We start from the raw sequence: 21,104 nt of genomic DNA on the forward strand, positions 1-21,104 counted from the left end.
CGCAGGATCATTGTGGCAATCACCTCGCCCTTTTACCCTGGTCATTTCTGCCAGAATCTTGCCTGATTCTGCTGAAGGGTGGAGCTTTGAGCAGCATTGCGGCACACTGATTTTTTTGCTGCCTGAGAGTGATCCATGCCGAACGATGCCCTTTGCCGCCAGCTGGCGCAGCGCGTAACCGCGCTAATGAATGATGCGCGTAAGCCGCTGTGCGCTGTGGAAAACGTCAAGCTCATCTACGCCTGCGAAACGCTTCCGCGTACGCCGATGATGTATCAACCCGGCATTGTGATTCTTTTTCAGGGACGTAAAACCGGTTATCTCGGCAGCACGGTGTTTCATTACGACGCCACGAAGTATTTGATGCTGACCGTACCGCTGCCGGTGGAGTGCGAAACCGAAGCCACTCCGGAAGAGCCGTTGGCCGGCATGTGCCTGAGCGTGGATATCGCCAGCTTGCAGGATCTGTTGATGGATATTGGCGACGACGAACAATTTCAGCCGCAGTTGCAGACTTCCGGTATCCATTCGGCGTTTATGAGTGAAGAGATGCTGTGCGCTGCCGAGCGTTTGCTGGATGCGATGAGCCATCCGCGTGATGCGCGCGTGCTGGGCCCACAGCTGGTGCGGGAAATTATCTACTATGTGCTCACCGGCCCGATTGGCGGTGCGCTGCTGTCGCTGGTGAATCGTCAGACCCAGTTCAGCCAGATTGCGCGCGCCTTGCGACGCATCGAAAGCCATTTCGCCGAAAGCCTCAGCGTCGATATGCTGGCAGCCGAAGTGAACATGAGCGTTTCGGCATTTCATCACAACTTTAAAGCCGTCACCCAAACCTCGCCGCTGCAATATCTGAAGCGCTATCGTCTGCATCAGGCACGATTAATGATGTTGCAGGATGGGATGAAAGCCAGTGCGGCAGCGGTACGTGTAGGCTATGAAAGCCCTTCGCAATTCTCGCGGGAGTTTAAGCGCTATTTCGGCGTGACGCCGGGAGAGGAAGCCAGCCGCGTGCGCCAAACGTTGCCGTTTGACGCCGCCTGAAAAAATGCAGATAAATGTGCATTTAACGAAATGGCCCTGAGCGAATGGTTGCTGTCAGACGCCATCTGAATGGCCAAATGTGCATGAATGCGCGCGCGACGAAACTGCACTGAACCATTGAAGGGTTACCATTTATGGCAACCCGTATCGGATTAGCTCGTTTTCTGGCGGCGTTTTTTCCAGATCACCACGATGCTGCCGGTCAGACCGACAAACAGCAACACCATCGGCAGCACCATCAGCACCGCCATCACCTGATCTTCGTGACGCTTGATAAACGGCACCTGACTGATGCCATAGCCCATGGCGACCACAATCCCGACCCACAGCGCGCCGCTCAGCCAGTTAAACAGCTGGAAGCGCCCATTCTGTAAACCGGAAATGCCCGCCATGGTCGGCAGCAAGGTACGAACAAACGCCAGGAAACGCCCGACCAGCAGCGCCATCAAACCGTGGCGGTTAAACAGATTCCAGGCGCGCTGATGATATTGCGCCGGCAAATGCATCAACCAGCCTTTGACCATCCGCGTATTGCCCAGCCATCGTCCCTGTAAATAACTCAACCAGCAACCCAGGCTGGCGGCAGTGGTCAGAATCACCATGGTGGGCACGAAATCCATCACGCCTTTGGCAATCATGGCGCCTGCGAGCAGCAACAGGCTGTCACCCGGCAGAAAAGAGGCAGGCAACAAACCGTTTTCCAGAAACAGCGTTAAAAACATCACGCCGTAGACAATCCACACGACATCCGGATTGGCCAGCGCGGCAAAATCCTGATGCCAGAGCGCGTGGACAATCTCATGTAAAACACCCATCTGCTATCCCATCGAGTCACAAGGATTCTATTTTAACCATCTGTGGCATCGCAGACGTTGATCTCACCGATGCGGCACGAAATGGTTTAGGTTTTGTTTAGATATCTACTGTTTTAAGCGCGCGAAGCCCGCTTTCAGGTCGTTCAGCAGGTCATCAACGTGCTCAAGACCAATATGCAAACGCACCAGCGTACCGTCGAAATCGACGCCGCCTGCCGGGCGAATCTCCGCCAGCTCTTCCGGTTGGTTGGCCAGAATCAGGGATTCATAGCCACCCCAGGAATAAGCCATGCTGAAATGGTGGAAGTGATCGAGGTAATTCGCCAGCTGCTCACGGCTCAATTTTTCATGCAGGATGAAGGAAAACAGTCCGCTGCTGCCGTTGAAATCGCGCTGCCAGAATTCATGACCTTTACTCTGCGCCAGCGCCGGATGGTTAACGCGCGCCACTTCCGGTTGAGCGGCCAGCCATTCGGCAACCTGCAAACCGCTCTCTTCATGCTGGCGCAAACGCGTACCGAGCGTGCGCAAGCCGCGACTGGCCATGTATGCCGTATCGGCATCCACCATCTGGCCCATCAGGTACGAATTTTCACGCAGCTGAGGCCAGCAACGTTCATTGGCGACGGCAGTACCAATCATCGCATCGCTGTGACCAATAATGTATTTGGTGCCCGCCTGAATCGAAATATCGATGCCATGCTCCAGCGCGTTAAACAACACGCCCGCCGCCCAGGTATTATCAATCATGATGATCGCGTCGGGCGCTTTCGCACGCACGGCGGCGACGATGGCGGGAATGTCCTGCACTTCCATGGTGATGGAGGCGGGAGATTCGAGGAATACCACGCGCGTGTTCGGCTGAATCAGTTCACTGATTTCGCTGCCAATGCAGTGATCAAAGAACGTGGTGGTGACATTCAGCTTACTGAGAATTTTGGTGCAGAAATCTTGCGTCGGTTCATACACGGCGCCGCTCACCAGAATGTGATCGCCCGCTTCGACAAAAGAGATAATCGCATTGGATACTGCCGCTGCACCGCACGGATACAGCGCGCAACCCGCGCCGCCTTCCAGTTCGGTCATGGCGTCTTGCAGCGAGAAGTGGGTGAGGGTGCCACGGCGACCATAAAAAAGCTCGCCCGATGCACGGCCTGCCGTCGCCCGTTTTTTGTCAGCAACCGTGTCAAAAACCAGTGAAGATGCGCGCTGAATGACGCTGTTAACTGAGCCCTGAGTGTAACGTTTGCTTCGTCCCGCGCTAACCAGCGTGGTATCAATTTTATTCGTTGCCATCACTGCCTTTCCTGACACTTACCACAAAACATCCACGTTACCACGAAACACCGCAGTGGGTTGACCCTGATTGCGGATTATCGGAGTCAGTCGATGAATTGGCCGGGCAAAAGCGCGTCCCTGCGATTTCGCGTTACATCACACCCATGACATGCGGCAGCCACAGCGATAGCGCGGGCACGTAAGTGATCAGCATCAGGATGAAAAACAGCGTGACGTAGAAGGGCAGCATGGCCGTCACCACTTGCTCAATTTTCTGTTTACTGACGGCGCTGGCAACGAACAACACGGTACCGACCGGCGGGGTGATCAGACCGATACCCAGGTTGGTCATCATAATCATGCCAAAATGCACAGGATCGATGCCCAGACTGGTGGCAACGGGCAGCAAGACAGGGGTTAAAATCAGAATAATAGGGGCCATGTCCATTAAGGTGCCGATCACCAGCAGTAACACGTTGATGCACATCAGAATCACGTATTTATTATCAGAGATGCTGGTGAAGGCATCGGTGATCATGGTCGGCAGTTGCATAAAAGTCATCACTGCGCCAAAGCCCGCCGCAAAGGCAATCAATACCATCACAATGGTGACGGTTTTGATGGTACGAAACACCAGAATATGCAGCTGATTCCATTTGAAATCGCGATAAATAAACATCGTGACAAAAAACGCCCACAGGCAGGCGATCGCAGCGGATTCCGAAGCGGTAAAAATGCCGGAAAGAATACCGCCCAAAATAATGACGATGGTAAAGAGTCCCCAGAACGCATCGAAGAAGATTTTTACCGCCTGACGCAACGGAATGGCTTCGCCTTTGGGATAACCGCGCTTGCGTGCGAACGCCAGGCACATCACCATCAAACAGAATCCCAGCATCAGCCCCGGGATAATACCCGCAACAAACAACGAGGATATGGTAACGACGCCACCGGTGGCCAGCGAGTAGATCACGGAGTTATGGCTGGGCGGCGTTAATACTGCCTGCACTGAACCGCTGGCGGTCACGGCGGCGGCAAAATCTCGCGGATAACCTTTCTGCTCCATTTGCGGGATCATCACCGACCCGATCGAGGCGGTATCGGCCACTGACGATCCTGAAATGGCGCCAAAAAATGTCGATGCCACGATATTCACCAACGACAAGCCCCCGCGGATAAAACCGACGAAGATATAGGCAAAGTTCACCAGGCGGCGGGCAATCCCTCCCTCGGCCATGATCGCCCCGGCCAAAATGAAGAACGGAATGGTGAGGAGTGAAAATTTGTTGACCCCGTTGGTGATCTGAATCACCACGGCTTCCAGTGGCAAATCAATCCACCAGGCGCCAATAAAAGCGGCAAACCCCACGGCAAACGCCACCGGAAAGCCGACCAACAGCAGCAACACCAAACTACCAACCAGAATGAAAGCATCCATTTTAGTGCTCCGAATTTAGTGTGTGCCGCCCAGCGTCACCAGCGGACGCTGACTTTGATCGCCATTCAGTATTCGCTCGATCACAAACAGCAGCGTAAACAGCGCGCCGATTGGAATGGGCAGATACATTTCGCCATACGTCACAGCAGGCATTGCCGCCAGCGGTTGAATCCACATGGCCTCGCACAAGCTGTAGCTGGCCTGCAGCAGGATGAGACAGACCACGATCAGCAGCAGGTTGCACAGCCGTTGTGCCCATTTTTGCCCAGCCTCAGAGAGGCGATCGGTCACCATCGACACACAAATGTGTGTGCCTGCCCGCAATCCGACGGGCGCACCAATAAAGGTAAAGATGATCATGCAGACGATAGCGACCGGCTCCGGCCATGAGAGGGCACCATTTAGCACATAGCGCGCGAAAATACCGATGGGTATCACCGTGACCATGATCAACAGGGCTACCGCCGCGATGCCCATGCACAACAGATAGAGCCCATCCATCAAACGGGAATATGCATTCATGCTTCGTTACCTGAGCAAGGCGCCACGCGGTCGCGCGGCGCTGAGAGGGTTATTTCACATCCGCAATCTGTTTCATCAGATCCTGATAATTGCCGCCAAACTGGTCGCGCACCGGTTGCGTGGCTTTCATAAAGTAATCGCGGTTGGTGTCCTGGAATGTCACGCCGCCGGCTTTCATTTTCTCCACTGACTGGGCGGTGTAAGTGGCCCACAGCTGGCGCTCTTCATCCTGCGCTTCCTTGCCGAGTTTCTTCAGCAGCGCCTGATCTTCTGCGGAAAGCCGTCCCCACGAGGCTTTAGAGAACAGGATCATCTCCGGCTGAATAAAGTGGCCGCTCAGGGTGTAGTACTTCGCCACGGGAAGATAGTTGTGGGCGACAAACGTCGGTGGATTGTTCTCTGTGCCATCGACCACGCCGGTTTGCATGGCGCTAAACACTTCGCTGACGCCCATTGCCACAGGATTGGCACCCATCGCTTTCAGCGTGGCCAGTGAAATGGCACTGTTCTGCACGCGAATTTTCATCCCCTGTAAATCTTCGGGTTTGGTGATGGGTTTTTTGGTGATCATGTTGCGTGTGCCCGCGTCGGTCCAGCCGAGGAACACCATGCGCGTGCGGGGATCGTTATCGAATTTTTCGACAATCTGTTTGCCGACATCGCCATCCAGCACCTTGTGCATGTGGTCTTCATCGCGGAACACATAGGGCAGGGTTAGCACACTGGTTTCAGGGGCGATAGTGGTGACAGGAGCCAGCGAGACGCGAATCATGTCAATCGCGCCGAGCTGAACCTGCTGCAGCGTTTGATCCTCATCGCCCAGCACGCCGCCAGCGTAAACCTTCAACTCTAATCGTCCTTGCGTCGCTTCTTTTAACTTATCGCCCATATGCTGCAGCGCGACCACGGTGGGATAACCGGCGGGCTGTACTTCCGCGACTTTTAACACTTTGGCGTGAGCACCACTCGCCAGCAGCATAACCAGAGAAGAGATTGCAATCGTGAGTCGTTTTTTAGATGTCATTATTATTGCTCCAGCTTAGTGATCATTAGCGGTGTCAGGCACACCACAATCGGGAAGGGCTGGCTCAGAATAGTGAAATTGCGCTGGCGAAAAAGTGGTCAAATGTTGATTGGATGAAATACATCACATTTTGAAACGATGTTTTAATAAATTTTCAATTTAGGTCACATTTGTAAAACATCAGCCAGCGCATCCATAAAAACCACATAGATTGTTAGAAATTGAAGCATTAATCGTTTGTAAATAGTAATGAGAACTACTATCACTTCGGTCAATTTTTTTGCTATGATCCGCGCTTCAATCGTGAACTGTGCAACAGAAGTTGGAGACGCAGCGTGGTAGCCAGTGATTTGATGCAAACGGACCTCTCCGTTTGGGGCATGTATCAGCATGCCGATATCGTGGTAAAAGTGGTGATGATTGGCCTGTTACTGGCCTCGGTTGTCACCTGGGCGATTTTCTTCGGCAAGTTTGCTGAGCTGAGCGGGGCGAAACGTCGCCTGAAACGCGAACAGCAGGCGCTGGGCGAAGCGCGTTCGCTTAATGATGCTTACCGCGCCGCTGAAAGCTTCAAAAGTAACAGCCATAGTGCGGTGTTGCTGAACGATGCGCAGAATGAGCTGGAACTCTCTGCAGGTACCGAAGACCTTGATGGCATTAAGGAACGTACCAGCTTCCGCCTTGATCGTCGCGTTGCGGCATTCAGCCGTCATGCCGGTCGCGGTAACGGCTTCCTCGCTACCATCGGTTCTGTTGCACCCTTCATCGGTCTGTTTGGTACCGTTTGGGGCATCATGAACAGCTTTATCGGTATCGCTAAAACCCAGACCACCAACCTCGCTGTTGTGGCGCCGGGCATCGCAGAAGCGTTGCTGGCGACCGCGATTGGTCTGGTTGCTGCTATTCCTGCTGTTGTTATCTACAACGTCTTCGCGCGCATGATTGCCAGCTACAAAGCCTCATTGGGTGATGTTGCGGCGCAGGTGATGCTGCTGCAGAGCCGCGATCTGGATCTCGGCAATGTGGACACCGCGAAAGAAGCGACCCGTCCGACGGCGGCACAGAAACTGCGCGTAGGATAAGTATTATGGCGATGCGTTTAAACGATGACTCGGTAGGCGATGGCGAAATGCATGAAATCAACGTGACGCCGTTTATCGACGTTATGCTGGTTCTGCTGATCATCTTTATGGTCGCCGCGCCATTAGCCACGGTGGATGTGCGTGTTAACCTGCCTGCCTCCACCAGCGCACCGCAACCGCGTCCGGAAAAACCGGTTTATCTATCTATTAAGGAAGATAAGCAGATCTATATCGGCAACGATGCGGTCACCAAAGAGACGCTGGTGAATGCGCTGACGGCGCAGACCGAAGGCAAGAAAGACACCACCATCTTCTTCCAGGCGGATAAGTCAGTGGATTATGAAACCCTGATGAGCGTGATGGATCAATTGCGTGAAGCGGGTTATCTGAAGATTGGTTTGATGGGCATGGAGACGGTGAAGAAATAAATCCCCCCTCTTATCGCTCATAAGGGCCGCCATCGAAAGCGGCCCTTTCTATTTTCTCCCGCCGTCAATGTTAATTTCTTGTTACTTTTGGTATCACTTTTGTAAACTGCAATGGTGAGGCTGATCACATCTATTCCTGGCGCAACCCGCTACAACGGTAGAAAAACCCAGGAAGGACAACATGAGCGTGAGTCAATCTTTACAAAAGCCATCGCAAGGCGGGGCCAAAACCATCTTTAGCGTTACCAGCGGTAACTTTCTTGAGATGTACGATTTTATGGTGTTTGGCTATTACGCTACGGCGATCGCCAAAACCTTTTTCCCCGGAGATGATCCCTTTGCTTCATTGATGCTTACGCTGATGACCTTTGGTGCGGGCTTCCTGATGCGTCCACTTGGCGCGATTATTCTCGGTGCCTACATCGACCATCACGGACGCCGTAAAGGACTGTTGCTGACATTGGGCTTGATGGCGTTGGGCACACTCACCATCGCCCTGGTGCCGGGCTATGCCACGCTGGGTGCCGCCGCACCGATTCTGATTCTGCTGGGTCGTTTGCTGCAGGGCTTCTCTGCGGGTGTGGAATTGGGCGGTGTGTCAGTTTATCTGTCTGAAGTAGCACCAAAAGGACGCAAAGGTTTTTATGTTAGCTGGCAGTCTGGAAGCCAGCAGGTTGCGGTGATCTTCGCGGCGCTGCTCGGCCTCGGCCTGAACCATCTGCTGGCGAAGGATGCGGTCACCGAATGGGGCTGGCGTATTCCGTTCGTGGTCGGTTGTATGATTGTGCCGTTCCTGTTCTGGATCCGCCGCATGCTGGAAGAAACCGAAGCGTTCAGCAAGCGCAAGCAGCATCCTTCCATGGGACAGATTATGCGCTCGGTCGGTGAGAACTGGGCATTGGTACTGGCGGGGATGCTGATGGTGGTGACCACCACGGTGATGTTCTACATGATCACCGCCTTCACCCCGACTTTTGGCAAAACCGTGTTGATGATGAGCGACGAGCAGAGCTTTATGGTGACGCTGTTTGTCGGCATCTCTAACCTGATCTGGCTGCCGGTGATGGGTTCGCTGTCAGACCGCATAGGACGCCGCCCGCTGCTGATCACTTTTACTATCCTGATGATTCTTACCACCTGGCCAGTGCTGCACTGGCTGGTGGGATCGCCCACCTTTGCGCATCTGGTGGAAGCGGAATTGTGGTTATCGTTCCTGTATGCCAGCTATAACGGTGCGATGGTGGTCTATCTGGCGGAAATTATGCCGGCTGAAGTGCGCGCCACCGGCTTCTCACTGGCTTATAGCCTGGCGACCGCGCTGTTTGGTGGCTTCACGCCAGCAGTTTCAAGCTACCTGATCCATGCCACGGGTGATAAAGCGATGCCCGGCGTGTGGTTGTCATTCGCGGCGGTGTGCGGATTGATCGGGACGCTGCTGATTGGCCGCATGGTGAAACAGTATCAGGCGCGCCATGGCGGCACGCCGGTGGGAGCTTCGCTGTAACGCCCTGGCTGACAACGGGCCTCATATCAGCCCGTTAAGAAGCGATTCGAATAAATCAGCCCCTTGTTCAAGGGGCTGCTTTTTTGTTTATGCAGATATGTGGGTATGGCGCAGTGAAACGCAATCATCGGGCCTCTTAACAAGCGACATCGTCGCTCATGCCCTGCCTAAAACGACAGATCCACCACCACGCTATCCGTATAACTCCCCGCCGCTGGCGTATTCTGCGTCGTCAGAATCTGCGCTGTATAGGTGAAGTTGCGCGTCACCAGATCCGCGTTCAGAGAGGTGGCGCTGGCACTGCTCCAGCGGTCAGTGCCGGTCGGTCCCCAGCGTGTCGTGGTGGTGGTGCCTTTATAAATGTCATAAGCCAGCCGGTTAGTCCCGCTCGCCATCTGGCGCGTGGTGCCGCTGTAGTAGCTGCCATTGCTCAACCCCACAGTGAAAGTGCTGCCTTTAGAACACACCACGTTGATGGTCTGCTGCACCGTGGAGAAACTTCCCACCAAGGGTGCGCTGCCAAAACTCACATTGGGCGCGGTGATGGTGGTGCAATCATTGGTCACAACCAGGTTAACGGTAATCGGCATCGCGGTGCCGGTACTGGTTTGCACCGTACCCACGCATAAACCTGCTACGTTCAACCCGGCACATACCGTATAGCTCACAGTGAGCGTAATCGTCGTCGTATAACTGCCTGCGGCAATCACCTGTCCAGGCACTGTGCGGAAATAGAGCGGAATATTGAAATTGAGCGTGCTGCCCAGTGTTAACAACGCCGATGAACTGTAAACGTGGTTAGACCCCTGCGTGAGTTCGCTGGCACAGGCGCTGTCGATACACATCTGAATCGGAATACTGTCCGTGCCGGTGCTGGCGGTTTTCAACACCGCGCGCGCGCCGCTAAGATAGGTCGCGGTGGTGAAGGCGTAAGTGACGTTATCGGTGCCCAGCAACGACAGCGTACCTGACCCACAGTTGACGTTGGTGGTGCTGGAGGTGTTCTGCACTGTGGAGCCCACCGCGAAGGTGGTCACGGAGCCAAAGGTCGCCGTTGGGGCCGATAAACTGCAAAGCGCATAGCTGGTGCCCGGCAAGATAAACAGTGCCAGCAGCAGAAGAAACTTTCTCATGGCGAAATTCCTGACTGTGAATTATTGGCCGTGCTGACCGCCGAACCCGGCGACGACGGCGGCAGGTCGCACGTCAGCGGACCGTAGGTCTCCAGCGCTTTTGGCTGGCCGTCCGCAATGGTCAGCGTGGTATCACAACTGCGCCCATCAGGCGTCACCACATGAATTGGGTTTTCAGCGCTCAGATTCTCCATCCAGACAATGCCATCCCATCCGATATATTCCGTACCCTGATTCGGGCGCAGCACCTGGCTGGAGATCGGCAACGGTTGCCCCTGTTTATCGTGCAGCACCATGCTGGCGGCACGCAGGCGCTCCACCGGGAAGTTCAGCAGGTAACCGCTTTTCCGTTTCACCGCAAAACGCTGTTCCACCTTGGGTGCGGTGCGATCGGCGGGTAAATCCAGGGTATCGATATCGTATTTTGCGCCGTAGTAACTGCTGATCGATGGCACCAGCAAATAGCCCTGATTATCAGTGCGTCCCATTGCCTGGTTTTCATAGCGCACCGTGACATCCGGGTAATCGGTTTTCACCACCACAAACGCATCATTGATGTCGTTGGCGGCAAACACGCGGTTATCCATCAGCACCAGCGAACCGGTGAAATCGGCCCACTGCGTGGTGTTATCGTTATCACCGTAGAATCCGGCTGAGGTGTCGATTTTGTTATTGCGATAGCGCAGGCTTGCCTGGCGGTAATCACCGCTGTCGCCACCCTGATTGGCCCAGGCCGCATCATACGCAAAGCCACCATCGGTCGGCATAGCGCGTGACACGTAGAGGCGCTGATTGTTGTTGCCCTGCTGATCGCGCTCATAGCTCACCGAAGCACTGCTCTGCTCGCCGAATGGGATCACCAAAGAGATGGCACCGCTCCAGTCGCCCTGTTCCTGATCGCGGCTGGCGGAGATATACAGGCTGCTGTTACCCCACAGATTTTTACTCCACGACAGGTTCCATAAACGGGTGCGATCGCCCGATCCGCCGGCAATATCAAAGTAGGCCAGGCCCAGACTGCCGTATTGATTGAGTGACACGCTGGCGGTGTACTGCGCACTGCGTCGCGCCAGTGAGTAGCTGGTGTTGGCGCTGTCGCCCCGGCTGCCGACCAGCGCCAGATTGCCGTAATCGGCGGTGCGTAATACATGCTGGGTGCCGAGGCTAAACCAGCTGTTGTTGTATTGATAACCCCAACTGTATTGCGTGCCGGGTTTACCTTCCATCTGACTTTGTGCCAGCGCACCATTGACCACGCCCCAGCTGCCGAGCTTCACCAATCCCCCAGCGCCGCCGGTGGCCACGCTGTCGCTGCCTTCCGCATGGCTCTCCAGCGTCAGCCAGTCGGTTAACCCATAACGATAAGAGCCGCTGGCTGCTGCTGCGCCATAGTCAAAGTTCTCCAGTCCGTAGTTTTCACGAATAGCACCGGCCGAGAAGGAGTAATCCGACAAACCCTGTCGCAGCAGGCTGCTGGAGACATAAAACGGCAGCGTGGTAGTGACCTGGCGCCCCACGGCATCGGTGGTGGTGATCACCGCATCGCCCGCGCCATTAACGAACGGCACATTGGTCAGCGACCACGGACCCGGCTGCACATTGGCTTGCGTGCTGCGATAACCGTTAATAAACAGATCGACGGAAGAGGGCACTGCGGCCTGGCCGGAAAACGCCGGTAGCGGGTAAGTGACCAAATCCGGTCGCACGCTGAAATCACGCGCAATCTGCACGCCACCCAGACGCACGCTGTTACTCCAGCTCAGCGCATCGGTGACCAGATCCCCGGCGCGCCAGCTAATTGCATCGTTCTCATCTTCATTGCTGAACCAGGTATCGTAGCGAATGTATCCCTCTTGCTGACCGCTGACACCGCCTTCCAGTTGTTGGGTGTAGACGCCATTGGTGGAGAATTGCCCGCTGGGGCCAAACACGCGCAGCTCATTCCAGCTCGACAGGCGGGAACCGGCATTATCGGTACGCGTGGCGTAAAAGTCGTAATTGAGCAGCGCACCGTTACTGGCTCGCCCCGGGTAGCGAGGGCCGCGCTGATCTTTACCGATCACCTGGCCGGGCAGCCAGGCGGGCGGAACGGTGAGCAACAGGCGTTGACGGCGCTCGTCATATTCTGCTTTCACCTCCGCAAGTTGATTCACATCGATTTGCTCGCCCTGGAGTTTCTCTGCAGGGATACCGGCACGCTGTAAATCGCCACTGCGCAGCCAAAAGTCGCCGTTTTTGCGCTCCACCGGCACGATATCGCCGCGCGCGTTCTGATTCACCACCAGCTCCAGCATGTACTGCTGACCGCTGGCGTTGTTCTCCAGCGCAGGGGGCGGTGGTAGCTCGGAAAAGGTCTCCGCGCTACTGATTTGAGGTAACAGGCATAGCACGCTAGCCACTGCCAACGTGCAGGGATGCAGCGAAAACGTCATCAACGCGCGGCCGCGCTGCTCCAGTGCCCTTTATTCACTTCTGCGGACAGCTCACCGCTCACGCTGCTGGTTAATGGCCAGCGGTTACTGCTGTTTGCCAGTACGTAGCCAAACAGGCCATTGCCCAGGCGGCGACCACCGATGGTGACGTTACTCAGCCGCGCATGGCCATTGCCACGGTTGGTGAGTTCCAGCCAGCGTTTGCCACCACTGTCCACCTGTTGCCAGCTGAGATGCGGCTTCGCACTGTCGCTGGTGACGCCGTTACCATAAACAAACAGCGGAACCGAATAGCGCATCTGGAAGGTTAATCCCGCCTGATTTTCGCCGGGCGTGCGTGGCGTAGGGATTTCATCCAGCACCACGCGGTAGGACATTTCGCGTCCCGCTTCCGGCGCGCCCTGCTTAATGAGTCGCACCAGTTGTTTCTGACCCGGTTCGAGGCGCACCATCGGCGGGCTGGCAACCACTTGCTGCTGAGTTTGATACTGTTCCTGACCGCCCACTTGCAGCCAGCTAAAGATGCGCACCTGCATCATGGTGGTGGCATTCCCACGGTTTTCCAGCCAAAGCTCACTGGCTTTATCATCGGGATTGATGGTGGGATCGATGGGCCAAATCATCAGCGAATTGGCAGCGTGGGCAGCAGGCATTAGTGCCATGATAAACAACAGTAACAGGGCGCGCAGGTTCATGATTATTCATCCTTCTTTATCACTGCCGTCACCAGCTAAGCGTAACGGTTAAGGTGTCGGTATAAGTGCCGGCGCGTGTGGGGCCGGGCAGCGTTAACAGGCCATAAATCGGCAAAGTAATGTTATTGGCGTTGCTGTAACTCAACGCCACGGCGCTATTCACTGGGATAGCCGTGGAGTGTGCCGCGTTGGTGTAAAGGGAATAGGGCACGGTATTGGTGTTACCCGAGACCTTGAGATTGCGGGTAGTAGAGTAATTGGCGCCGCCATTAATGCTCATGCTAACGGCGGTGCCTGGCGTGCAGGCGAGAATGATGGTGGTGCTTTGCACATAGCTGGCGCTCACGCTGCTGGACGATACGCCAGATTGCGTACCGAAATTAAGCGTGCCAAAGACCCCGGTATTGGTACCGGAGACAACACAGCCTGCCACTACTGATGCAGAGACCTGAAAGGTTGCGGTTGGCAACCCCCAGGCAGAGACGCTCCCTATCAGCAGGGCGAGGCCGCCTGCAATGTGCACCCAACGCTGCACCACGGCCACCCTGATTACCCCACAACTGACCTCAGTAGTTCACCGCAACGTTAATGGTGTCGGTATAAGTCCCTGCCGGAATCAGTGGGTTAAATCCGCCGCCCACCACACGACCATAAATGGCGTAGTTAGTGCCTAAGGTCGGGTCCGTGGTGCCGCTGGCGGCAATGTTGGTGTTATTGGCGATGGCGGTGGTGAATGCCGCATCGCTATACAGGGTATAGGCAATGCCTTGGGTGTTATTGGAACCGAGGATCAGATAGCGCGGCTGGCCGCTGACGGTGCCATAAATGGTCGCTGGCGCGGCGTTACTGCTGGTGACCTGCACGTTGAAAGTCTGGCCGGTAGTGCAGCGAACATAGATACCGTTGCCTGATGCGCCGACCAACGTGGCATTCAGGGTATCGAAGGTTGCGGCGCTGCTACCAAAGTTCAGGGTACCGAAGTTGACGCCTGTGGTGGCAGACTGACCATTCACCAGGCAGCCGGTGGTCAGGGTCAGGGTCGCATTAATGGTTCCCGTTGTGGTGGCGGCAAAAGCCGCATGAGGGGCGAGCACTACGCTCAGGCTGGACGCCAAAAGAAAAAGCTTGAGTTTCATAATCATTCCTTACTGATTATCCGTAGTCAGTGCTTTTTCACCTGGTGATTCATTTATGTAACGAATCCGAAGTCAAACAAGAGCCACGATCGACTTTACTGCGTAAGTGCCCGGCATCTAGGAATATTCTTAGATGGAGGGTTTATGATTTATATCAGTTTTCTTTACTATAGATCAGCAAATCAACACTGGGAGCGTTGCGGTTAGATTTTTCATTAATCAATTCACAATTTTCGCCGATAATGCAGTAATCGCAAGGAGTGACAACCGGTTAAAAAAACTAAACAGCGAGTGATTTCACCCTCTACCGCGATTAATCGTTCAATGTTATGTTCGTGCATTAATCAGATATTATTAATTTTTCTGACTGCGACGGATGATGAAAAACAAAAAACATAGCGTGGTGTTTCCAGAATTATCTGGATCGGCTCCCCCCTCTGCCTCACTGCGTGCGGTCATTACTCACCCTTAATCAATGTTTCGAACTCTTTGAACTTTTTTGACGATACAGCACCTGCTCCGCAGCGGGCTGAGTTTAGGAGCGCACATGCTGCTGGTTACCTGGGATAGCGTTCTGGTCACGGTTTCATTAATCGTGGCCTTCATTGCTGCGTTTACCGCACTGGATACGGCAGGACGCGTCGCGATATCACGCGGCTACCTGGCGAAAATGTGGCTGATTGGCGGTGGCACCGCGATGGGCATTGGCATCTGGGCGATGCACTTCATTGGCATGCTGGCGATGATGATGCCGATGACCATGCGTTATGACATTACCCTCACCACGGTTTCCCTGCTGGTGGCGATCCTCTCTGCCATCTTCGCCTTCGCCCAGGGTGTTCAGGGCAGCCATCTGACCCCACGTCGGCTGTTAAGTGGCACCCTGATACTCGGCAGCGGCGTGGTGGCAATGCATTACATTGGCATGAATGCCCTGATGATTGAACCGGCGATTCGCTGGGACATGCCGTTGGTCGCACTCTCCGTGGTGATTGCCTATGCCGCCTCGGGGGCAGCACTGTGGCTGGCGTTTCATCTGCGTCAGGGCGAGAGCGTGTGGATCATGCGCGTCTGCGCGGCACTGGTGATGGGTATTGCCATCGCCGGAATGCACTACACCGGCATGGCGGCAGCGGAGTACAGCGTGCCAAGCACCATGCAGCAACATCATGGCATCAGTGAGGATGGACTGGCGGTATGGGTGACCATTATCACGCTGTCCATTCTCGGCGTCACGCTGCTGGTTTCGATGCTGGACGCTCAGCTACGCGCGGCGCGTCTGGCGGCCAAGCTCAAGCGTGCCAACAGTGAACTGCGCCAGCTGGCGTTGCATGACAATCTCACCTCGCTTCCCAACCGCGTGCTGCTGGAGCAGCAATTGACGGCGCAGATCAAGCAAGCCACGTTGCAGGATGAGACTTTTGCGCTGATGTTTATGGATCTCGATGGCTTCAAAGCCGTCAACGATACCTGGGGCCATCACGTGGGCGATCGCCTGCTTATCGCGGTCGCCGAACGTCTGCGCGTGCAGCTGGGCGAGGGCGTGCTGCTGGCGCGACTGGGGGGCGATGAGTTTGTGCTGCTGTGTCCACAATACAATGATTTACAAGCCTCGGCGCTGGCGCAGCAGCTGGTGAATGCGATTGATGCGCCGTTTGAACTGGATCGTTATTCACTGCGGGTGTCGTTGAGTATCGGCATCGTGGTGTTCCCGCAGCACGGTCGTAGCCAGCAGGAGATGATGTTCAACGCCGACTCCGCCATGTATCACACCAAACACAGCGGCCGAAACGGCTGGTGTCTGTTTGAACCGATGATGAGCGCCGTGGCACAGCATCAGCTGGCGCTGGCGAATGACCTGTGGAATGCGCTGGAATACCAGGAAATGTGCCTGTTTTATCAGCCAAAATTCCGCGCAGGCGGCACGGTGCTCATGGGCTTCGAAGCGCTGCTGCGCTGGCAACATCCGCGTCGCGGATTACTGATGCCGGATATGTTCCTGCCGCGTGCGGAGAAAACCGGGCAAATCGTGGCGCTGGGCAATTGGGTGATCAACGAAGCGTGCCGTCAGTTAAAACAGTGGCACGATGAAGGCAACCGCGACTGGAGCGTGTCAGTTAACCTTTCGGCGTTGCAATTCCATCAGCGCGATCTCATCGACAGCTTGCGTCATGCACTGCTGCGCTATCAGCTGCCGGAGGGGGCGCTGATGCTGGAGATTACCGAGAATATCGCGATGCGCGACCCGCAGTTCAGCCAGCAGCGCATTGCAGAATTGCATCAGCTCGGCGTGAAAGTGGCGATCGATAACTTCGGTATCGGCTATGCCAATTTACTGCATCTGAAACATCTGGAAGCCACCGAACTGAAAATCGACCGAGCCTTTATTAACAGCCTGCGTGCCGACAGCGAGGACGCCACCGTCGTGAGCGCGATGCTGACACTGGCACAAAGTCTCAATCTGCGCATGGTGGCCGAAGGGGTAGAAACCGAGGAACAGCAGCGTCTGCTGACCGGGCTCGGTTTTGACACGCTGCAGGGCTATCTGCTGGGCAAGCCAACACCGGCGGAGCGTATCGGTGAATTTACCGCTGTGTTTAATGCACCGCCGCTGTTTGCTGAGCACCCGCTGCCCTTAACCAGCGCCTGATAAACAGTTTTTATTTTCTTCCACATCGGAAGGTTTCATCGTTCAAAGACTCAAATCGGCAGTGATCCTGCCGATAAAACACACCATAAAACCTATAGCCTTGACTTTTTTTCATAACACCACAGCTGATTGATAACGGCTTTAACTTGGGAAATCACTATGTTAGTGACTTCGTACGATTCGTTTACTGTCATCGTTTCCATTCTGGTGGCGATGCTGGCCTCGTTTACCGCGCTGGATATGGCGGGACGCGTGGCTTCTTCAACTGGCAAGGTGGCGCTGATTTGGTTATTAGGCGGTGGATTCGCCATGGGCGTGGGCGTCTGGGCGATGCATTTCATCGGCATGCTGTCGATGAGCCTGGATATGGTGATGAGCTACGATCCGCTGCTGACGGCGACGTCGATGGCAGTGGCAATCCTGGCATCAATTTTTGCCTTGTGGCTGGTGTGCTCATCGCATGATTTATCCTGGCGGCGCTTAACGGGCGGGGCTTTGGTGCTCGGTTCCGGCGTGGTCGCCATGCACTACATGGGCATGGCCGCGCTGATGTTTGCGCCGGGCATCGTCTGGAATTGGGGCTGGGTCGCCGCTTCAGTGGTGATTGCGCTGGTGGCATCGGGGGCGGCCCTGTGGCTGGCCTTTAACCTGCGCGAAGGACATGGTCGCGTGAACATTCTGCGTCTCGGTGCTTCGGTGGTAATGGGCTGCGCCATTGCTGGCATGCACTACACCGGTATGGCCGCGGCCAGCTTCCCGATGATGAGTCATGCCACGCACATGGGCGTTAACAGCAACTGGCTGGCGATTGTGGTCACCGTGGTGACGCTGGCGATCCTCGGCATTACGTTGCTGGTTTCGATGCTGGATGCACGCCTGCAAGCGCGCACCTCCATCCTTGCGCACTCACTGGCGGAAGCCAACCGCGAGCTGGCGCAACTGGCCCTGCACGATAACCTGACACGCCTGCCAAACCGTATTTTGCTGGAAGATCGTCTGGAGCAATCGATCAACAAAGCCAATCGCGAGAAGTCGCAGTTTGCGCTGATGTTTATGGATCTGGATGGCTTCAAAGCGGTCAATGACGCCTTTGGTCACCATGTGGGTGACAACCTGCTGATTGCCGTGGCCGAGCGCATGATCAGTCAGATGAAAGGGCACTACACCCTGGCACGTATGGGTGGCGACGAGTTCGTGCTGCTGATCGAAATCGATGAGCCCAATGACGCCGCAGCGGTAGCGGATGCATTGGTGAAAGCGGTCGATCGCCCGTTTGATATTTCACGCTATGAGCTGGTGGTGTCACTGAGTATCGGCATCGCGGTCTATCCCGGCGACGGTCAAGATGATCGCGAGCTGATGTTTAACGCCGATGCGGCGATGTATCACACCAAAAACAATGGTCGTAACGGCTACAACTTCTTCCAGCCGTCGATGAATACCCTCGCGCAGTCGCAGCTACAGCTGAATAACGATCTGTGGCAAGCGCTGGATAACGAAGAGTTACGTCTATTCTATCAGCCAAAATACTGTGCGCCGAGCGGCCCGATTCTCGGCTTTGAAGCCCTGTTACGTTGGGAGCATCCGACACGCGGTTTGCTGGCACCGGACAAATTCCTGCCGATTGCCGAGAAGACCGGCATGATCATCAACATCGGTAACTGGGTGATTAACGAAGCCTGCCGTCAATTGCACTGCTGGCATCTGCAGGGCCATTCACATTGGTCGGTCGCGGTGAATCTCTCCGCGCTGCAGTTTGAGCAGAGCAACCTGGTGGAAACCGTGACGCAGGCGCTGGCGAAGCATCAGATCCCGGCCGAATTGCTGACGCTGGAAGTGACGGAAACCACGGCGATGCGTGATCCGGAAGAGAGTGTGCGTATCATGACGCAACTGACGGATATGGGCGTGAAAGCCTCGATCGATGATTTCGGCACCGGTTACTCCAGCCTGCTTTATCTCAAACGTTTGCCCGCCAGTGAGTTGAAGATCGACCGCGCGTTCGTCAATGAACTGCAGGCAAAATCGGAAGATGCCACCATCGTTTCCGCCATTGTGGCACTGGCGCAGTCACTGGATCTCAAAGTGGTGGCGGAAGGGGTGGAAACGCAGGATCAACAAGCGTTCCTCACCGGCCTGGGTTGCGATACCTTGCAGGGGTATTTGCTGGGCAAACCGGTGCCGCCGGAACGCATCCACGAACTGCCGAACTTTGTCGAAAATGAGCAGCAGCTGGTGCAGCTGCCGTAAAGCAATGGTCAGGAGATGAGCTGCATCCCAATCTTCTCCCGCAAGTAGGCGAAGGTGCGTTTCCCGGTGCGGCAAAGCTTGAGTACCTGAGTAATATTCCCTGGCCAACCATCCCCTCTCGCGCTTGCGGGAAGGGGCCAGGGTGAGGGAAAATAGCCGCACTCATTTCCCATATCGGAGCCAGGGTGGCGAAATATCAGCAGTTGGTCGATCAACTTCGTAAGCAGATCGAAGCGCGCATCTGGCCGCCGGGCGAAAAGCTGCCGTCATTACGTCAGCAGGCGGAGCAGAGCGGCCTTAGCCTGATGACGGTGATGCACGCCTATGAAGTGCTGGAAAGCCAGGGCTGGATCCTGTCAAAACCGCAATCCGGATACTACGTTGCGCCTCGTGCTGCCGAAAGCCGCCCACGTTTGCCGACACAGGCGATTGCCAAAACCGAGCAGGCGGACACCAACAGCTTCGTGTTTGATGTGCTGCAAGCCACGCGTGACCCTGGCATCATGCCGTTTGGCTCTGCCTTTCCCGATCCCGAACTCTTTCCGCAGCGTCAGTTGATGCGCTCGCTGGTCAAAGTCTCGCACAATCTGAAACCCAGTGATGCCTTGAATAACCTGCCGCCCGGCAACGAAGCGCTGCGGAAAATTCTGGCGCAACGTTATGCCCAGCAGGGCATCACCTTGTCGCCGGACGATATCGTCATCACCAACGGCGCGATGGAAGCGCTCAACCTCAGCCTGCAAGCGGTGACCGAACCCGGTGATTGGGTGGTGATTGAAAATCCTTCTTTCTACGGTGCCTTGCAGGTGATTGAACGCCTGAAACTGAATGCGATTGCCATCGCCAGCGATGTTGAGCAGGGCATCGATCTCGACGAGCTGGAGCAGGCATTGCAACGCTGGCCGGTCAAAGCCTGCTGGCTGATGACTAACCGACAAAACCCGCTGGGCTTTACCCTGAGCGCTGAACGAAAACAACAGTTGGTCACTCTGCTGTCGCGCTACCAGGTCGCGATGATTGAGGATGACGTTTACAGCGATCTCTACAGCGGCCACGACAAGCCTTTGCCCGCCAAAGCTTTTGATCGCGAGGGGAATGTGCTGCATTGCGGCAGCTTTTCGAAGAACCTGGTAGCGGGATTTCGCGTCGGTTGGGTGGCGGCCGGGCGCTATGCACAGCGCGTACAGCGTATTCAGCTCATGAGTACGCTCTCCACCAGCGCGCCGATGCAGCTGGCATTGGTCGACTTCCTCAGCACCCGCAGTTACGACACGCATTTAAAGAAGCTGCGCCAGACGCTGGCAAAGCGTAAGCAACTGGCCCAGCAAGCATTGCGCCGTGTGCTGCCTGCTGATGCGCAGATCGGTGATACGCCGGGCGGCTATTTCCTGTGGATTACGCTGCCGGAACAGATCAATACGACGCAGCTTTATCATCTGGCGTTGAAAGAGGGCATCAGCATCGCGCCCGGTCAGCTGTTCTCGGGCAGTGAAGGATTCAGCCACTGTTTTCGCTTCAACACCGCCTGGCCGTGGGATGCGCGCGCCGAGGCGGCGGTGGAGACGTTAGGGAAATTGATTGCTCAGTTGGCGTCGGCTTAAGGGCTCTGCCGCAAAATGTTGGCCCCTGACACGACTGACCACAAAGGATGACCAATGTGGTCAGTCTGAATT

At 55.5% G+C, this 21,104-nt stretch carries 17 protein-coding genes; 7 read left to right on the plus strand and 10 right to left on the minus strand.

What is annotated here, in order from left to right; genetic code table 11:
- The first annotated feature begins 135 nt into the window (after positions 1-135).
- Positions 136-1,044, plus strand: coding sequence for an AraC family transcriptional regulator (locus tag QMZ65_RS05725; protein ID WP_058961925.1), 909 nt, complete (start codon positions 136-138; stop codon positions 1,042-1,044).
- A 152-nt stretch (positions 1,045-1,196) separates the two neighbouring features.
- Here the strand turns inward: QMZ65_RS05725 and QMZ65_RS05730 are convergent, their stop codons facing one another.
- The 5 genes from QMZ65_RS05730 to QMZ65_RS05750 all read right to left on the minus strand — a co-directional run bounded on the left by QMZ65_RS05730 (position 1,197) and on the right by QMZ65_RS05750 (position 6,121).
- Positions 1,197-1,859 carry a DedA family protein gene (locus QMZ65_RS05730; protein ID WP_283215569.1) on the minus strand — a complete coding sequence of 221 codons (663 nt, stop codon included), beginning with the start codon at positions 1,857-1,859 and terminating at the stop codon, positions 1,197-1,199.
- Positions 1,860-1,964: 105 nt separating this feature from the next.
- Entirely contained in the window at positions 1,965-3,155 is a 1,191-nt protein-coding gene (metC, locus tag QMZ65_RS05735) for a cystathionine beta-lyase (protein WP_034828423.1), read from the minus strand.
- 133 nt (positions 3,156-3,288) lie between these two features.
- Entirely contained in the window at positions 3,289-4,575 is a 1,287-nt protein-coding gene (locus tag QMZ65_RS05740; protein WP_034828425.1) for a TRAP transporter large permease, read from the minus strand.
- A gap of 15 nt (positions 4,576-4,590) precedes the next feature.
- The gene (locus QMZ65_RS05745) at positions 4,591-5,097 is read right to left on the minus strand and encodes a TRAP transporter small permease (protein WP_097118132.1); all 507 of its coding nucleotides are present in this window, start codon (positions 5,095-5,097) and stop codon (positions 4,591-4,593) included.
- A gap of 49 nt (positions 5,098-5,146) precedes the next feature.
- On the minus strand, positions 5,147-6,121 hold the full coding sequence (locus QMZ65_RS05750) for a TRAP transporter substrate-binding protein (RefSeq protein WP_097118131.1): 975 nt from the start codon (positions 6,119-6,121) through the stop codon (positions 5,147-5,149).
- Between the two features lie 353 nt (positions 6,122-6,474).
- Here QMZ65_RS05750 and exbB point away from each other — a divergent pair, with 353 nt between their 5' ends.
- The 3 genes from exbB (at position 6,475) to QMZ65_RS05765 (ending at position 9,135) form a co-directional block, all read left to right on the plus strand.
- Positions 6,475-7,203: a tol-pal system-associated acyl-CoA thioesterase gene (gene exbB / locus QMZ65_RS05755; RefSeq protein WP_072017041.1), complete on the plus strand. Its 729-nt coding sequence runs from the start codon at positions 6,475-6,477 to the stop codon at positions 7,201-7,203.
- Positions 7,204-7,208: 5 nt separating this feature from the next.
- Entirely contained in the window at positions 7,209-7,631 is a 423-nt protein-coding gene (gene exbD, locus QMZ65_RS05760) for a TonB system transport protein ExbD (protein WP_034828432.1), read from the plus strand.
- Positions 7,632-7,812: 181 nt separating this feature from the next.
- The gene (locus QMZ65_RS05765; RefSeq protein ID WP_160833681.1) at positions 7,813-9,135 is read left to right on the plus strand and encodes an MFS transporter; all 1,323 of its coding nucleotides are present in this window, start codon (positions 7,813-7,815) and stop codon (positions 9,133-9,135) included.
- Positions 9,136-9,302: 167 nt separating this feature from the next.
- On the opposite strand, the gene QMZ65_RS05770 is transcribed toward QMZ65_RS05765, so the two are convergent.
- The 5 genes from QMZ65_RS05770 to QMZ65_RS05790 are packed head-to-tail and all read right to left on the minus strand — an operon-like array spanning position 9,303 to position 14,531.
- Positions 9,303-10,268: a Csu type fimbrial protein gene (locus tag QMZ65_RS05770; protein WP_160833680.1), complete on the minus strand. Its 966-nt coding sequence runs from the start codon at positions 10,266-10,268 to the stop codon at positions 9,303-9,305.
- Complete coding sequence (locus tag QMZ65_RS05775; protein WP_283215570.1) at positions 10,265-12,703, minus strand: fimbria/pilus outer membrane usher protein; 2,439 nt, start codon at positions 12,701-12,703, stop codon at positions 10,265-10,267. The genes QMZ65_RS05770 and QMZ65_RS05775 overlap by 4 nt, the downstream gene beginning before the upstream one ends.
- Positions 12,700-13,398 carry a fimbrial biogenesis chaperone gene (locus QMZ65_RS05780; protein ID WP_176505759.1) on the minus strand — a complete coding sequence of 233 codons (699 nt, stop codon included), beginning with the start codon at positions 13,396-13,398 and terminating at the stop codon, positions 12,700-12,702. The genes QMZ65_RS05775 and QMZ65_RS05780 overlap by 4 nt, the downstream gene beginning before the upstream one ends.
- 25 nt (positions 13,399-13,423) lie before the next feature.
- On the minus strand, positions 13,424-13,939 hold the full coding sequence (locus QMZ65_RS05785) for a Csu type fimbrial protein (protein WP_160833677.1): 516 nt from the start codon (positions 13,937-13,939) through the stop codon (positions 13,424-13,426).
- 22 nt (positions 13,940-13,961) lie between these two features.
- Positions 13,962-14,531, minus strand: coding sequence for a spore coat protein U domain-containing protein (locus tag QMZ65_RS05790; protein WP_045814784.1), 570 nt, complete (start codon positions 14,529-14,531; stop codon positions 13,962-13,964).
- Between the two features lie 547 nt (positions 14,532-15,078).
- Between QMZ65_RS05790 and QMZ65_RS05795 the strand changes: the two genes are divergently transcribed.
- From QMZ65_RS05795 to QMZ65_RS05805, 3 genes are all read left to right on the plus strand, one after another.
- Positions 15,079-17,181: a putative bifunctional diguanylate cyclase/phosphodiesterase gene (locus tag QMZ65_RS05795; RefSeq protein ID WP_160833675.1), complete on the plus strand. Its 2,103-nt coding sequence runs from the start codon at positions 15,079-15,081 to the stop codon at positions 17,179-17,181.
- Between the two features lie 159 nt (positions 17,182-17,340).
- On the plus strand, positions 17,341-19,431 hold the full coding sequence (locus QMZ65_RS05800) for a putative bifunctional diguanylate cyclase/phosphodiesterase (RefSeq protein WP_283215571.1): 2,091 nt from the start codon (positions 17,341-17,343) through the stop codon (positions 19,429-19,431).
- Between the two features lie 185 nt (positions 19,432-19,616).
- Positions 19,617-21,032, plus strand: coding sequence for an aminotransferase-like domain-containing protein (locus tag QMZ65_RS05805; RefSeq protein ID WP_211728564.1), 1,416 nt, complete (start codon positions 19,617-19,619; stop codon positions 21,030-21,032).
- Positions 21,033-21,104: the final 72 nt, after the last annotated feature.

Source organism: Pantoea sp. EABMAA-21, from assembly GCF_030053335.1.
In the GTDB taxonomy this organism is placed as follows: Bacteria; Pseudomonadota; Gammaproteobacteria; order Enterobacterales; family Enterobacteriaceae; genus Pantoea; species Pantoea communis.